Annotated in this window: 17 protein-coding genes; 11 read left to right on the top strand and 6 right to left on the bottom strand. The window is 34.9% G+C overall.

Translation table 11 applies throughout. The annotated features are described in order from the left end of the window. Positions 1-73 precede the first annotated feature (73 nt). Complete coding sequence (locus tag B9Y84_RS11425; protein WP_085517329.1) at positions 74-658, bottom strand: acyl carrier protein phosphodiesterase; 585 nt, start codon at positions 656-658, stop codon at positions 74-76. 79 nt (positions 659-737) lie between these two features. Between B9Y84_RS11425 and B9Y84_RS11420 the strand changes: the two genes are divergently transcribed. The 6 genes from B9Y84_RS11420 to B9Y84_RS11390 all read left to right on the top strand — a co-directional run bounded on the left by B9Y84_RS11420 (position 738) and on the right by B9Y84_RS11390 (position 6,276). Continuing rightward, positions 738-1,178 carry a hypothetical protein gene (locus B9Y84_RS11420; RefSeq protein ID WP_085517327.1) on the top strand — a complete coding sequence of 147 codons (441 nt, stop codon included), beginning with the start codon at positions 738-740 and terminating at the stop codon, positions 1,176-1,178. Positions 1,179-1,219: 41 nt separating this feature from the next. Further along, positions 1,220-2,500: a metal-dependent hydrolase family protein gene (locus B9Y84_RS11415; protein WP_085517325.1), complete on the top strand. Its 1,281-nt coding sequence runs from the start codon at positions 1,220-1,222 to the stop codon at positions 2,498-2,500. A 473-nt stretch (positions 2,501-2,973) separates the two neighbouring features. Further along, the gene (locus tag B9Y84_RS11405; protein ID WP_085517322.1) at positions 2,974-4,050 is read left to right on the top strand and encodes a M42 family metallopeptidase; all 1,077 of its coding nucleotides are present in this window, start codon (positions 2,974-2,976) and stop codon (positions 4,048-4,050) included. A 100-nt stretch (positions 4,051-4,150) separates the two neighbouring features. Continuing rightward, positions 4,151-4,669, top strand: a complete 519-nt coding sequence (locus B9Y84_RS11400) for a YfiR family protein (protein ID WP_085517319.1) — start codon at positions 4,151-4,153, stop codon at positions 4,667-4,669. Between the two features lie 214 nt (positions 4,670-4,883). Beyond that, on the top strand, positions 4,884-5,408 hold the full coding sequence (locus B9Y84_RS11395) for a YfiR family protein (RefSeq protein ID WP_085517317.1): 525 nt from the start codon (positions 4,884-4,886) through the stop codon (positions 5,406-5,408). 79 nt (positions 5,409-5,487) lie between these two features. After that, positions 5,488-6,276, top strand: coding sequence for a helical backbone metal receptor (locus tag B9Y84_RS11390; RefSeq protein WP_085517315.1), 789 nt, complete (start codon positions 5,488-5,490; stop codon positions 6,274-6,276). On the opposite strand, the gene B9Y84_RS11385 is transcribed toward B9Y84_RS11390, so the two are convergent. Beyond that, on the bottom strand, positions 6,247-7,398 hold the full coding sequence (locus B9Y84_RS11385; RefSeq protein WP_085517314.1) for a 3-phosphoshikimate 1-carboxyvinyltransferase: 1,152 nt from the start codon (positions 7,396-7,398) through the stop codon (positions 6,247-6,249). The two genes, B9Y84_RS11390 and B9Y84_RS11385, sit on opposite strands and share 30 nt — an antisense overlap. Before the next feature lie 172 nt (positions 7,399-7,570). On the opposite strand from B9Y84_RS11385, the gene B9Y84_RS11380 reads away from it, so the two are divergent. Next, entirely contained in the window at positions 7,571-7,804 is a 234-nt protein-coding gene (locus B9Y84_RS11380; RefSeq protein ID WP_085517312.1) for a hypothetical protein, read from the top strand. Here B9Y84_RS11380 and aroB read toward each other — a convergent pair. Both aroB and B9Y84_RS11370 read right to left on the bottom strand, forming a co-directional pair. Further along, positions 7,799-8,815 (bottom strand): 3-dehydroquinate synthase, encoded by a 1,017-nt coding sequence (aroB, locus tag B9Y84_RS11375; RefSeq protein ID WP_085517310.1) that lies wholly within the window; start codon positions 8,813-8,815, stop codon positions 7,799-7,801. The two genes, B9Y84_RS11380 and aroB, sit on opposite strands and share 6 nt — an antisense overlap. Then, positions 8,812-9,915, bottom strand: coding sequence for a chorismate mutase (locus B9Y84_RS11370; protein WP_176223778.1), 1,104 nt, complete (start codon positions 9,913-9,915; stop codon positions 8,812-8,814). The genes aroB and B9Y84_RS11370 overlap by 4 nt, the downstream gene beginning before the upstream one ends. 512 nt (positions 9,916-10,427) lie before the next feature. On the opposite strand from B9Y84_RS11370, the gene B9Y84_RS11365 reads away from it, so the two are divergent. The 4 genes from B9Y84_RS11365 (at position 10,428) to B9Y84_RS11350 (ending at position 12,359) form a co-directional block, all read left to right on the top strand. After that, the gene (locus B9Y84_RS11365) at positions 10,428-10,967 is read left to right on the top strand and encodes an SRPBCC family protein (RefSeq protein ID WP_085517306.1); all 540 of its coding nucleotides are present in this window, start codon (positions 10,428-10,430) and stop codon (positions 10,965-10,967) included. 62 nt (positions 10,968-11,029) lie between these two features. Next, positions 11,030-11,422 (top strand): VOC family protein, encoded by a 393-nt coding sequence (locus B9Y84_RS11360; RefSeq protein WP_085517304.1) that lies wholly within the window; start codon positions 11,030-11,032, stop codon positions 11,420-11,422. 127 nt (positions 11,423-11,549) lie between these two features. Beyond that, positions 11,550-12,026 carry a nucleotidyltransferase substrate binding protein gene (locus tag B9Y84_RS11355; protein ID WP_085517301.1) on the top strand — a complete coding sequence of 159 codons (477 nt, stop codon included), beginning with the start codon at positions 11,550-11,552 and terminating at the stop codon, positions 12,024-12,026. Further along, entirely contained in the window at positions 12,027-12,359 is a 333-nt protein-coding gene (locus B9Y84_RS11350) for a nucleotidyltransferase domain-containing protein (RefSeq protein ID WP_085517299.1), read from the top strand. A 26-nt stretch (positions 12,360-12,385) separates the two neighbouring features. Here the strand turns inward: B9Y84_RS11350 and B9Y84_RS11345 are convergent, their stop codons facing one another. Both B9Y84_RS11345 and B9Y84_RS11340 read right to left on the bottom strand, forming a co-directional pair. Further along, entirely contained in the window at positions 12,386-12,928 is a 543-nt protein-coding gene (locus B9Y84_RS11345; protein ID WP_176223777.1) for a prephenate dehydratase, read from the bottom strand. Further along, positions 12,918-13,988, bottom strand: coding sequence for a bifunctional 3-deoxy-7-phosphoheptulonate synthase/chorismate mutase type II (locus B9Y84_RS11340; protein WP_085517294.1), 1,071 nt, complete (start codon positions 13,986-13,988; stop codon positions 12,918-12,920). Before B9Y84_RS11340 ends, B9Y84_RS11345 begins: the two co-directional genes overlap by 11 nt. Positions 13,989-14,032: the final 44 nt, after the last annotated feature.

The raw sequence follows: 14,032 nt of genomic DNA, 5'->3' as shown, positions 1-14,032 counted from the left end.
GGTACCTAACAATAAACTGAAACACTAATTAATTAAGAAACCTGACAGCTTTCTTAATCGTACTCATTTCTACTCATTTATTTTCCAAAAAATCTTCACAAAATGCCTGAAGCTCAGGAAAAAAGTCCTGAAACTCTTTCTCAAACTCTTTATGGTATTTTTTTAGCTCAACAACAGACTGCTCCATTTTTGAGTTGAAATTCGATCTGTTGGCCATTCCATGCATCACCCTTTCTATTCCGTCAAAGTATTGGTAATTAAAAAGCCAGTCGTATTTTATCATATAAGGAAGCATATGTACTACCTTTTTCGGAAGGATACTGATATGATTTTCTAGCATCTTGTATTCTCTATTTACAAATAATCTTAAATCTACAGAATGATAGTCTTTCCAATTCCTTGCTAAAAAGTGATCGTAGTAGATATCCACTATTACTCCTGCATAATGTCCATATTTTGGACGTAGTCTGTCTTTGCTTTTTTGTACGACATCATGATGATCGGTAAATTCGTCAATCGCCCAATGCATCCGAATGCCTTGATTTACAGCTTTATTGTAGTGTTCCATATCGGATGCCTTTACAAAATCACCAATAAAATTACCTATTTTGAGTTCATCGGATTCACCAGACAGAAATATATGTGCTAAAAAATTCATGAATTTCAATATAAGAGAATTAGCTCAATTATTCTGCAACATTTTGTATATTGCTTGCTAATGCAAGTATTTGTTGATAATGAAATTTGATCTCGAATTGTCTACTGTTAAAATATACTCTCACCTCATACATTTACATCAATTAGCAAAGATTGATAACCGCTTTGTCAAAGAAGAGAAAAGATATTTGTACGCCTTGGGTCGAAAAAATGGAGTGTCGGAAAAAGAAGTAGATGAGATATTGCTGGAAGCTTCTGAGGTAGATTTTCATGAACCTGAAACCATAAAGGAGAAAATTATTTTTCTTTATGAATACATCCAAATGATGTTAGTGGATAATAAATTGGATGAAAGGGAAGCTCAGATGTGTGCAATAATAGCAGAGCGTATGGGGCTAAATCGTGGTTTGGTTGGAAGTATGACTAATTCCATTGTAACTGCTAAAGACGAAGAGGAGGCACCAGAATTGAGTGATCATGAACTATCCCTATATATAAGCAATCCAGAGGATTTGCTTTGAATTGGCAATTGATAAACTTCTGAAAAAAATAAAATAACGATATGAAAAAGCTTTTACTAGTACTAACGATTGTCTTTTTTGGCTTCAACATTGCAGCCCAAACCACCTATTTGCATTGCGGTAAATTAGTTGATGTGGAAAAGTCAAAAGTCTTAACAGAAATGACCATTATACTGGAGGGAGATAAAATCCAGTCTGTGGAAAAGGGCTACTCAGAAGTGCCGGAAGGGGCAAAAGCTATCGATTTGAAATCTAAAACGGTTATGCCAGGTTTATTCGATATGCATGTGCATTTGGAAAGCGAAACTTCAAAGGATGGCTATATTAAACGCTTTACTCTAAATGATGCAGATATTGCTTTCCAATCTACAGTTTACGCTAAAAAGACGTTAATGGCAGGTTTTACTTCTGTTCGAGATTTAGGGGGCAGCGGAGTCAATAGCAGTTTAAGGGATGCTATTAATAAGGGCTATGTTGATGGACCTACCATTTATTCGGCAGGAAAGTCGATTGCTACAACTGGTGGTCATGCAGATCCGACTAATGGCTATAAAGATGATTTGATGGGAAATCCTGGTCCAGCAGAAGGTGTTGTGAATAGCCCGGAAGCAGCTAGAAAAGCAGTTCGTCAGCGATATAAAAATGGAGCCGATGTTATTAAAATAACGGCTACAGGTGGCGTTTTAAGTATGGCAAAGAACGGTCAAAACCCGCAATTTTTTGAAGATGAATTAAAAGCTATAGTAGAGACTGCCAATGACTATGGAATGCTTACTGCGGCCCATGCGCATGGCGATGAAGGAATGCAGCGTGCTATACGTGCTGGAATAAAAACCATCGAACATGGAACATTGATGTCAGAGGAAACTATGGAGTTAATGAAAGAATATGATACTTACTATGTTCCGACTATAACTGCAGGCAAAAGTGTTGCTGAATTAGCAGAAATAGAAGGTTATTATCCGGAAGTAGTGGTTCCGAAAGCAAAGGCTATTGGCCCTAAAATTCAAAATACATTCGGTAAAGCCTACAAGGCAGGTGTCAATATAGCCTTTGGCACTGATGCGGGAGTATTTAAACATGGCGATAATGGGAAAGAATTTGGATATATGGTGGAAGCAGGTATGAAACCAATGGAATCTATTATTTCAGCGACAAAGACTCCGGCAAAGCTTTTGAATGTTTATGACAAGTTTGGATCAATTTCAGAAGGGAAAATAGCAGATATTATTGCGGTTAATGATGACCCAACCGAAAATATCAAAACCATGGAATCAGTTCAATTTGTGATGAAGAAAGGACACATTTATAAGAATCAATAAAATATTTTTAACTGATACTCTTTTAAACCCACAAGTGAATTACAGCTTGTGGGTTTTTTATTGTCCATAACCGAACATCTCAATGTTCAGTTCTAGTACACTTTTTGTTTCTATACCCGATGAACTTAATAAGAGGTCTTTTTAAGTGTTGGCACAGCAATTGAATCATGCTTTAAAAAAAATAATAGTCATGATAAGATTTTTACTTTGGTGCATTCTGCTAGTTATCTGTTGGCCACTAGCCATTATAGCTTTATTTCTTTATCCTTTAATATGGTTAATACTTTTACCTTTTAGGATAGTAGGATTTGCTGTCAATTTATCTTTTACGGCTGTAGGAGCAATTTTTCTGCTACCATTTTTGATAGCAGGTAAAAATTAGGCCTTCATTTCTCAGATTTTATCAGTATTGGGTAACATTTTACTATGGGCAACGCTTATCTTAGCATAGTTAAATAATTAAAGATTCAATTATGGATAAAATAGCGGAAGATTTCCTTTTCAAATATTTAAATAACGCAGCACCGACAGGTTTTGAGACTAGCGGGCAAAAACTCTGGTTGGATTATGTAAAGCCTTACACCGATGAGTTCATTCAGGATAATTATGGAACTGTGGCCGCTGTTATCAATAAAGAGGCGCCCTACAAAGTAGTAATAGAAGCCCATGCAGATGAGATTTCATGGTTTGTAAATTATATTTCCGATGATGGTTATATCTACGTAGTGAGAAATGGAGGCTCCGATCATCAAATAGCTCCATCAAAAAGAGTTAATATTCATACTGATAAAGGTATTGTAAAGGGGATCTTTGGATGGCCTGCCATTCACGTTAGAAACAAGGAGAATGATATCAAACCTGAATTAAAAAATATTTTCATTGATGTAGGCGCTGATAATAAGGAGGAGGTTGAGAAGATGGGCGTGCACGTAGGCTGTGTAATTACATTTGATGATGAGTTAATGTATCTGAAAGACAAGGAGTATATAGTAGGCCGAGCCTTAGATAATCGAATGGGAGGATTTATGATAGCAGAAGTGGCTCGAAAAATCCATGAAAATAAGGACAAAATTCCTTTTGCTTTATATATAGTAAATTCGGTTCAAGAGGAAGTGGGTTTGAAAGGTGCTCAAATGATTGCTCATCAAATTAAACCGGACGTAGCTGTCATTACTGATGTTTGCCATGATACACATTCTCCTCTTTACAATAAAATTGAAAGTGGAGATCAAAAATCTGGGAAGGGGCCTGTGTTAACTTACGGACCGGCTGTGCAGAATAATCTTTTAAAAATGCTGATTGACCTAGCAGAAAAAGAGAAGATATCTTTTCAAAGGTCAGCTGCAAGTAGAGCTACAGGTACTGATACTGACGCATTTGCGTATAGCAACGAGGGCGTTCCTTCTGCTTTAGTATCACTTCCGCTCAAGTACATGCACACCACTGTGGAAATGGTACACAGCAAAGATGTTCAATCTGTAATAGATTTACTGTATTCATTCGTTGTAAACCTTAAAGACAAGCACAATTTTAAATACGATTTGTCTTAATCTCATAAAATATTACTTCTGAAAGCTATTGGTGCTTTTTCGATTTACTGATAAAAATCATTATTCTACCTTTGTATTGTAAATTATCAATAAAAAAGAAATGAAAAGAATCAATAGAGTAGTTATCGTAATTGCATTAATGGTATTTGGTTTTAGTCTGAAATCGGGCGATAGACCAATGCATGAAATCCATTCCATGCTCATGTTTAATTTTATTAAATATGTTGAATGGCCAGCAGAGGCTAAAGCAGGTAATTTTGTAATTGCTGTAGTAGGAGACGAAGATGTAGCGTCTACAATTCAAAACTTTTACGCCAATAGAACTGTAAAGGGTCAAAATGTGAAAGTTGTTAATGTAGATAATGTAAATGCTGTAAATAACGCTCACGTTTTGTACTTATCAAGCAATAGAAGTAGAGAATTTGATGCAGCCAAAGAAAAGTTTGTTGGTAAGTCAACTTTATTGATCACTGACAAAAGTGGATTGGGTAGAAGAGGAAGTTGTATCAATTTCCAAGAGATAAATGGTAAGTTAAAATTTGAAATTAATCAAGAATCTATTAGCGGTAACAACTTGAAAATTTCAAATCAGTTGTCCAGCATGGGGATTTTGATCTAATAAAATATAGTGATTTAGTTTAGTTTTTTACCCTAGCTGGAGATTAATACAATCTGTTTGCTAGGGTTTTTTACTTTTAATAAAAATATTTACAGTATTAATTGCACTTTTGCAATGTTTTAATGTCTAAGAATAGTTAATTCTGCTTAAGAATATAATTTTCTATAGAATAGTACTAATTTTATCAAAATATTAGTACTGAAATATCCTAATCATGAAAAATACTTTTAAAATATTCATTTTACTTTTTGTTGTAGCAATTAACTTTAATTCTTTTGATGCTAATGCTCAAAGACCTATGCATGAAATTCACTCCATGTTAATTTTTAATTTTATTAAATACATAGAGTGGCCAGCAGATACAAAGTCTGGGAAGTTTGTAATTGCTGTGTATGGTGACGATGATGTATATGAGCAATTAAATAAACTTTACGGTCAAAGAAAAGTTAAAGGTCAAGATGCTACTATCATGAACATTTCTGATGTTTCAGCCATCAGCAATGCGCATATTATTTATTTGGCTTCGAACAAGAGCAAAGATTTTGAAGCTATCCTAGAAAGATTTGATACAAAACCCACCTTGATTATCACAGATAAAACTGGTTTGGGTAAGAAAGGTTCTTCCATTAACTTTAGAGAAGTGGGAGGGAAACTTAAATTTGAAATTAATCAAGCTACTTTTGATAATAGCGATTTGAAAATATCTAGTCAATTGGTAAATATGGGGATTACCATTTAGAAATTAAAACATTAAATAATAAGCTTCGTCCCAAGGATGAGGCTTTTTTTATGTTTAAAATTTGATAATCCTGTTATTCATGAATTCTTTAACTGATCAAATTGGTAATTCACTAAATCTACATGCAGCACCTAAAAGAATTATCTGCTTAGTTCCCTCTATTACTGAATATCTGTTTGATTTGGGCTTGGGAGAAAGAGTTATCGGTATTACTAAGTTCTGTGTTCATCCTCAAGAGTGGTTAAAGGAAAAGGAAATAGTAGGAGGGACAAAACAGCAGCATATAGAAAAAATAAAGAATCTAGAACCTGATTTGATTATAGCGAGCAAAGAAGAAAATGTTAAAGCCTATATTGAAAAGTTAGCTAAAATATGTTCGGTTTATGTTTCTGATGTTTCTGATCTTGATTCCGCTTTAGAAATGATGAAAGACATTGGTAAGTTGGTAGTGGAGCGGGACAAGGCTGATAAGCTTGCAGTTGACATTAAGGAACAGTTCAATGATTTAGAAAAGCCGAGCGAAACTATAGATGTAGCTTATTGTATTTGGAAAAAGCCTTGGATGTGGGCTGGAGTTGATACTTTTATTTCCAATATGTTGAGTAGCTGTGGTTTGAAGAATGTTATTCAAAAGGAGCGCTACCCTGCAATTGAGATGAATGAAATCGTTGATTCCCAACCAGAGTTTATTTTACTTTCCTCAGAACCTTTTCCGTTTCAGGATCAGCACATTAAAGAACTGAAAGCAGGATTTCCTAAATCAACCTTTATTATCGTAGATGGAGAAATGTTCAGTTGGTATGGTAGTAGGATGTTGAAAGCTCCTTCATACTTCAATTCATTGCTTAATCAACTCAAATCCAAATAATTTTAAGTCTTCCCAAAAACTGGGATAAGACTTATTAACCACATTTATTTCGTTAATTCTAATATTTTGTTTCATTGCTAAAGGGGCAAACCCCATCGCCATTCTGTGATCCTCATAGGTTTCAATTTCAATCCCCGATTGCACCCTAAAATTTGAACTATCTAGTTTCCAAAGCCCTTGCTCGGGTTCTGTAAGTTGACAATTGAATTTTGAGAGCTCATTTTGCAATGCTTTTATTCTGTCAGTTTCTTTAATTCTTAAACTCTCTAATCCTGATATTTCCAAACTAATTTTCATGGAAGCTGCGCAGGGTAAAAACGTTTGAGCTAAATCAGGACATTTTTTAAAATCTAACTTTAGATAACTTTTTTGAATAGAATTTTCTTTTTCAAGCAGTATCCCATTGTTTTCGAAGTGAAAATGCACTCCAAGATTTTTCGCCATATCTTTAATCACTTGATCTCCTTGAAAACTCTCAGCTTTTAACCCCTTTAAAAACACCCTTTTCCCTATGGGAGATAGTGCAATAATTGAAAACCAATAACTAGCTGCAGACCAGTCTGATTCAACATTTTGTAGACATTCTTGGTAAGATTGAGAGGTAATAGAGACTACATCTTCTTGCTGAGTGTATTGAATTCCGGATAATTTCATTAAGCCTAATGTCATGTCGATATATGGCTTACTAAAAACGGGAGGTTCAATAGTGATTGCTAATCCTTTCGGCAGGGTAGGGGCGATCATCAACAGAGCAGAAATGTATTGACTACTGATATTTCCTGGGATGGAAATTTTGGAGCTAATTTGCATTTGCAATGGTTTTATTCGCAATGGTGGATAGCCCACTTCTTTTTCATAAGCTATTTCAGCACCAATAGAATTTAAGGCATTCACTAATATCCCTATTGGACGCTTTTGCATGCGGTCTGTCCCTGTTAAAAGGATCTCTTTTTTAGTAGCTACAGCAAAATAAGCGGTAAGAAATCGCATTGCAGTACCTGCGTCTAGCACATCAAATGTGCTCTGCTCAACTTCATTTTTTAATAGACTGATTAAGGTTTGCGTGTCTCTCGCAGTCGAGAGATTTCCAATCTTAATTTTCCCATCAGATAGCGCATTCATAGTCAATAATCTATTGGACTCGCTTTTTGAGCTTGGCAAATTGATAGAACAAAATTCCAAGTTGATAGAATTTTTATATTTATTTATAAAATAATTCAAAATATCTTTTGTTAAGTCAAACTGTTTTTATAAGTTATTCGTTATGCAATTATCACCTTAAAATTTAAATAAAATGAGTGCCACAAGTAAATCAATTTTTTCATTTTTAGCTGGAGCAGCTACTATTGTTGCTGCTGGAGCTTTATTGAAGAGCAATAATGGTAAAAAAATTACAAGAACTGTAGCGGATCGATTAAGAAATATCAAAAGACACACTGAAGACAGTTTCGATTCAGAGTGGCTAAATGATTTTAGTGATTCAGCAATACATGGTGCAAAGTCTTTTCGTAAAAAAATGAAGTTATAATAGTTCATTTAAAGCGTGTTCTATAAGTTCTTCTTCAACTTGAATATCATAGACAGCTTCACCAATGCCATTGAGTAAGCTCATGCTTATTTGTCCATTACTATTCTTTTTATCTTGTTTACAAAGCCTTATTATCTCAGGATAAGAGGCTTTTTCTATTTTTGAACTTTGGTAAATCTTTTGTAATTCTTGCGTTATAGTACTGTACTGTTCCGAATTTAGTAAGCCTTTGGATTTACTGATGAATGCTTCTGCTATCATTCCCAATCCGATGGCCTCGCCATGTAGTAATGCTTTTTCAGTATTTAACAGATGAGTCTCAATCGCATGCCCTATAGTATGTCCAAAATTTAAAATCTTACGAATTCCCTTTTCCGTAGGATCTGCATCTACAACTTTCTCTTTTATCTTTACTGAATGTTGAATCAGTTCGTTACTAAAATTTTCGAATCCGTTATTTAAACAATCTTGCCAGTGCTTCCTATCTGCAATTAAGCCATGTTTCAACATTTCAGCATAACCCGAAACCAGTTGGTTTCGTGGAAGCGTTTCATGAAACTTCGGATTTACCAAAACTGCTTCAGCTTCACAAAACAATCCGATGTGATTCTTGTAGCCATTAAAATCAATACCAGTTTTAGCTCCAACACTAGCATCCACTTGAGATAATAAAGTAGTGGGGATATTGATAAATCGAATCCCCCTTTTGTAGGTACCTGCACAGAAACCACCCATATCAGTAATTACCCCTCCGCCTAAATTAAGCAGTAATGCTTGCCGATCTGCTGTAGCGTTGGTCAAAGCGTTCCAAATCATGCTACAGCTGTCAAGAGTTTTATGTCTTTCACCCGAAACGATTTCAATTATTTGATGATCTGACAAATACTCTCCAATGAGTGGATAGCAATTTTCTTTACTGTTTTCGTCTACCAGAACAAATAACTGTGAGTACTTTAGTGAAGCTAGAAGTGCTTTTAAAAAACTTAATTCTTGAAAATATACTTTGCTCATATAATTGTTAAAGGTTCAACATCCTTATTGGCAATTTGCTTTTCTTGTCTTTTTATGGATTCATCATGGATAGCTATCAACATGCTTTTCATAAATTTCTCACTCATGTCTTTTTCAGTTCCCAGCTTTATTCTGCTATCCAATACATCCTTCCATCTTCCGCCTTGATAAACTGATAATTCGTGAGCTTTTTTATAAGCACCAACTTTGTCAATCAAATGAAAGCGATCAGAGAGTAAATCTATTAGTTTTTGATCAATATGATCGATTGAATCTCGCATTTCTTTCAAATTTTCAGGAATTTGATTTTCAAAGTCTATGCGCTCTCGGAAAGAAATTTCTTTCAATAAAGTTAATAATTGTTCGGGGTTAAGCTGTTGGCGGGCATCAGACCAGGCTTCTTTCGGATTAGGATGTGTTTCTATCATTAATCCGTCCATACCGAAATTCAAGGCTCTTTGAGCAACGGCTTGTACCATTTCTGATTTTCCCGAAATATGGCTCGGATCATTAATAATTTCAATTTCAGGTAATTCCAGCTTTAATTGCATAGCTAAATTCCAGTTCGGCTTATTTCTGTAAATTTTATCGTAAGGATCTGCAAAACCTCTATGAATAGCGGCTAGTTTATTAATACCTACATCGTACATTCTTTCTAATGCTCCAACCCAAAGAGCCAAATCAGGATTAATAGGATTTTTAACCATAACAGGTATATCAACACCTCTTAAAGAATCTGCAATTTCTTGAACTGAGAAAGGATTTACTGTGGTTCTCGCACCGATCCAAAGAACATCAATATCGTGCTTTAGTGCAGACTCTACATGGTTGGCATTGGCTACTTCTACGCAAACAGGAATATGTAAGCGGCTTTTCACTTTTTGAAGCCAAGGTAATGCTTCTTCGCCCAGTCCTTCGAAGTTGCCCGGGCGTGTTCTAGGTTTCCATACGCCACCTCTGAACATGCCTATTTGTGGCTCACGTTCAAAGCTGTTGCACAGATCATCGATTTGCTTTTCTGTTTCTACTGAGCAAGGTCCTGCGATTACTACATGCTTACCGAGCCCTAGCCCCCAATCTTTCATTTTCAAAGTATTCATAATATTATTGTTTATATTCTAATTCAATTGATATTTATTCTCCTTCAACTATGTCTTTTCTACCATCCGAAGCTCAATAGGGCGAATGAGGGTAAAAAAAAAGCCCGACTCTTTCGAATCGGGCTTGTAGTATGATTTAGTTTAGTAATTACATAGCATAACAAGGACCGACTCGCCTAAGCGGGCTAAAATAAAAGTAAAAATAAAATCGTCCTTGTGCGTGTATCATATTCCAAATGTAGACGGAGGATTTTGTAAAACAAAATAAAATTCTAAAATATTTTTAAAAAATTGTAAAAATTGGTTTATCTAACGTTCGTTAGCTTTTATTATTTGGTTTTACTACGTTCGGCAGAATATAATGCATAAATGTACTTTAGGTGAGTAGAAAACTGCTTTTTAAGCTTTTAAGGTCTTTGCTTCACTCATTTTTCGACAATAATACTCTTCGATTTATTCAACTGTTCAAGTAAAATGCTTATTTTAGATGATACTTTTTAAGCTATTGAACTATGAAACTTTTAAAAATCATTGGATTCGCTCTTTTAGGAATCATTGCCTTGGCCTTAATAGTGGCCGCATTTACCGAAAGAAAGTATTCCGCAGAACGAACGATAGTAATAGAAAAGTCCAGAACTGAGGTCTTTGAATATGTTAAGTATTTAAAGAATCAAGATAATTTCAGTAAATGGAGTTCAATGGATCCTTACATGAAGAAAGAATACATAGGGGTAGATGCCACTGTTGGATTTATTTCTACTTGGGCCAGTGATAGTAGTGAAGTGGGAGTGGGAGAACAAGAAATATTAAATATTGAAGAAGGCAAAAGGATTGATTATGCTTTGAGGTTTTTCGAACCCTTCGAATCTTCTGAAAAAGCTTATATAGAACTTGAATCTGTTGGCGAGAGTAAGACAAAAGTGATATGGGGCTTTAAAGGCGAAATGGATTACCCGATGAATCTAATGTTACTAGCGATGGATTTCGATGCCATGTTAGGAGCCGATTTTGAATATGGGTTGCTGAAATTGAAGAAGATTTTGGAGTCTTGATTATGAATTTACACTCACTTTTATACTAAAACAAACGCTAAACGAGACTTAAATTTTAAAGCATGGCAACAAATACAAGGAACCCCTTCACCTGGGTAGAGATTTACGTGGAAGATATGAGCAGAGCTCAAAAATTCTACGAAGAAGTATTACAAATTGAAATGATACCGATGCAAACACCGGGAGGTTTTGGTGATTTAGAAATGCTTAGCTTTCCCTGGGCGGAAGATGGTGGTAATATTAGCGGAGCACTATGTAAAACTAAGGAGATGAAAGCGGGAGCCGGCGGTACATTAGTCTATTTTACTAGTGAAGATTGTGGAATAGAAGTATCAAGAACGGAAAGTGCTGGTGGTAAAGTGATTCAACAAAAAGAGCCAATTGGTGAACACGGTTTTTGTAGTATATGTATGGACACAGAGGGAAATAGGATTGCTTTTCATTCGAATAAGTAGGTAATGTCATATTATTTAGGAAGTCATTATTATTACTTTGATTTAGGTTGTAATTTTATTTTATAACAATTAAACTTTACATTTCATTGTTATACTCAAAATTCGTCTAATATTGATCTTAAATAATATGGAACAAGATATCAGATGGGAGCAGCGATTTTCAAATTATGTGAAAGCGTTAAAAAAGCTTACGAAAGCCATCCAATATATCAAACAAAATGTTTTGGATAAAGAAGAATCGCTTGATGAAAATGATTTGAATGATGTTTTGGATGAAATGATAAAAGAAGGCTTAATTCAACGTTTTGAATATACCCATGAATTAGCTTGGAATGTAATGAAGGATTATGCCAAATATCAAGGGAACTTTGAAGTTGGTGGGAGTAGAGATGCTACTAGAGAGGCATTTCAGTTGAATCTTGTTTCAGATGGTAAAATTTGGATGGATATGATTGGTAGCCGAAATAAAACTTCACATACCTATGATGAAGATATTGCCGATGAAATTTATCAAAGGATATTAAATGATTATTATCCAGCATTTTTGGAATTCCAAAAAAATATGGAATCTAAAAGAAGTGGGGAACAAGGAAAAATGTTTTAAATGGAAAATTCAGGTTTAACAAAAGATGATATTTTTAACATAAGGTCTGTTTTTTCAAATTACCCTCAAATTGAAGAAGCACTGATTTATGGCTCAAGAGCTATGGGTAATTATAGACCAGCCTCAGACATCGATATTTCTTTAATTGGTGATGATATTGACTTAAGTCTATTAAATCAAATTGAGTTCGATTTAGATGATATAATGCTTCCATACAAATTTGATGTATCAATATATCATAAAATTCATAATCCAGAACTTCTTGACCATATAAATAGAGTAGGTAAAAATTTATATCAAAGAAGGATGAATACAGATTTTATTTCAAATTAGTCTCTAATGTATTCATAATCAATTTTTTAACCCGCAAACAACCCAAAACTAGTCTCATTTTTGCGCTTATTTGGGATGTTAGCAATGATTTCCAGTCCATAAAATTTAGCAGTTTCTGCATGGCAAATAGCCCCTGAATTTTTATTGTTTTCATTCGCTACTTGCTGTGCGGCATGTGAGGTACTTGGGCATTTGATTAATTCGGCTTTTGCTAATTTTTCAGTTATAAATCGCTTGCTTTCCCCTAATGCTTTTTCGTGCGAATAGAGCTTTGTTATAGCTTTCAAGTTTGTCTGAGGAGCAGCACAAATACATAATTTCACCTCATAATCCATTTCATCCAACAAAGTAAAGTTCTTATTGATCTCATTTTCATGATTTTCAACTATCCCTGCTAAACTATTATATAAGGCTATCCAACCCAAATGACCAGCTCTTACGGCTTCAAAGATTCCGCCAAAGCTTTCGCAGAATTCTATTTCGTTTTGTCCACCTAAGTATTCAACGCATGACAAGTGGTGGAAAGATCCCCTGGGGCCAAGTGTATAAATTTTCTTTTTATTGTTCATTATAAATATCTGTTTGAATCCGAATAGATTCATCATGAATACTCTGATAAATGGTTTTTACAAAATCAGTGTTTAAATTAAGCTTATTTCCCCATAAAGGACGGTTTTCTATTATTTTATTCCAACGCTCCAGCTGAAATATCGCAACATTTTTATCTCTTTTATAGTGACCTACTTTTTTCACTAATTCTAATCTTCTTGATAATACTTCCAATAGTTCTTTATCAGTTTCATCAATCTGATCCCTTATTCCTTCTAATTCATTCTTAAAATCTCTATTTGGGAAGCTTTTTTCCCTGATCTTAATTCGGCTCAGCATTTCCTGCAAGGCATCGGGAGTCAACTGCTGTGCCGCATCACTCCAGGCTTCGTCAGGATTACGATGAGATTCAATAATTAATCCGTCATATTGTAAATCCATTGCTTTTTGAGCGATCTCAAAAAGGAGATTTCTTTTACCAGCGATATGGCTTGGGTCGTTAATCAAAAGTAACTCAGGATAACGCGATTTTAATTCAATTGGAATCTGCCATAATGGAATATTTCTATAAATACTTTCTTGATAAGTAGAAAATCCTCTATGGATGGCCCCGATTTTATCGATTCCTACTGCATCAAATCTCTCCAATGCTCCAATCCACAGTGCCAAATCAGGATTGATAGGGTTTTTCACTAAAACTGGTGTATTCTTTAACCCTCTAACAGCTTCAGCTATTTCTTGAACATTAAAGGGGTTTACTGTGGTTCTAGCACCCACCCATAAAATATCGATATCATTTTTCAATGCTAATTCCACATGCTCCGCTGAAGCGACTTCAATTGCAAATTGAATAGTTGGATGAAGGGCTTTAGCTTTTTTAATCCATGGAAATGCAATTTTCCCTACTCCTTCAAAGCTGTTAGGACGGGTTCTTGGCTTCCAAACTCCTGCTCTAATCGTGGTTATACCTGTTTTAACCAATCCATCAACGGTTGCTAGCAACTGTTCTTCCGTTTCTGCACTGCAAGGACCGGCTATGATCCAAGGTTTACCGTCTGAATACCAATTTTTAATCTTCATGAAAATTTTTGTAAAAAGATGCAATTTAATGAATTTAACAAAAT

The sequence above is a fragment of the Marivirga sericea genome, from assembly GCF_900177665.1.
Lineage (GTDB): Bacteria > Bacteroidota > Bacteroidia > Cytophagales > Cyclobacteriaceae > Marivirga > Marivirga sericea.
The sequence above is the reverse complement of the archived record's forward strand: the minus strand, read 5'-3'. Positions and strand labels throughout refer to the sequence as shown.

What these genes read in the sequence shown, in the direction of transcription:
- B9Y84_RS11425 (WP_085517329.1), bottom strand. Translation starts at nt 658, where the DNA reads ATGAATTTTTTAGCACATATATTTCTGTCTGGTGAATCCGATGAACTC.
- B9Y84_RS11420 (WP_085517327.1), top strand. Translation starts at nt 738, where the DNA reads ATGAAATTTGATCTCGAATTGTCTACTGTTAAAATATACTCTCACCTC.
- B9Y84_RS11415 (WP_085517325.1), top strand. Translation starts at nt 1,220, where the DNA reads ATGAAAAAGCTTTTACTAGTACTAACGATTGTCTTTTTTGGCTTCAAC.
- B9Y84_RS11405 (WP_085517322.1), top strand. Translation starts at nt 2,974, where the DNA reads ATGGATAAAATAGCGGAAGATTTCCTTTTCAAATATTTAAATAACGCA.
- B9Y84_RS11400 (WP_085517319.1), top strand. Translation starts at nt 4,151, where the DNA reads ATGAAAAGAATCAATAGAGTAGTTATCGTAATTGCATTAATGGTATTT.
- B9Y84_RS11395 (WP_085517317.1), top strand. Translation starts at nt 4,884, where the DNA reads ATGAAAAATACTTTTAAAATATTCATTTTACTTTTTGTTGTAGCAATT.
- B9Y84_RS11390 (WP_085517315.1), top strand. Translation starts at nt 5,488, where the DNA reads ATGAATTCTTTAACTGATCAAATTGGTAATTCACTAAATCTACATGCA.
- B9Y84_RS11385 (WP_085517314.1), bottom strand. Translation starts at nt 7,398, where the DNA reads ATGAATGCGCTATCTGATGGGAAAATTAAGATTGGAAATCTCTCGACT.
- B9Y84_RS11380 (WP_085517312.1), top strand. Translation starts at nt 7,571, where the DNA reads ATGAGTGCCACAAGTAAATCAATTTTTTCATTTTTAGCTGGAGCAGCT.
- aroB (WP_085517310.1), bottom strand. Translation starts at nt 8,815, where the DNA reads ATGAGCAAAGTATATTTTCAAGAATTAAGTTTTTTAAAAGCACTTCTA.
- B9Y84_RS11370 (WP_176223778.1), bottom strand. Translation starts at nt 9,915, where the DNA reads ATGAATACTTTGAAAATGAAAGATTGGGGGCTAGGGCTCGGTAAGCAT.
- B9Y84_RS11365 (WP_085517306.1), top strand. Translation starts at nt 10,428, where the DNA reads ATGAAACTTTTAAAAATCATTGGATTCGCTCTTTTAGGAATCATTGCC.
- B9Y84_RS11360 (WP_085517304.1), top strand. Translation starts at nt 11,030, where the DNA reads ATGGCAACAAATACAAGGAACCCCTTCACCTGGGTAGAGATTTACGTG.
- B9Y84_RS11355 (WP_085517301.1), top strand. Translation starts at nt 11,550, where the DNA reads ATGGAACAAGATATCAGATGGGAGCAGCGATTTTCAAATTATGTGAAA.
- B9Y84_RS11350 (WP_085517299.1), top strand. Translation starts at nt 12,027, where the DNA reads ATGGAAAATTCAGGTTTAACAAAAGATGATATTTTTAACATAAGGTCT.
- B9Y84_RS11345 (WP_176223777.1), bottom strand. Translation starts at nt 12,928, where the DNA reads ATGAACAATAAAAAGAAAATTTATACACTTGGCCCCAGGGGATCTTTC.
- B9Y84_RS11340 (WP_085517294.1), bottom strand. Translation starts at nt 13,988, where the DNA reads ATGAAGATTAAAAATTGGTATTCAGACGGTAAACCTTGGATCATAGCC.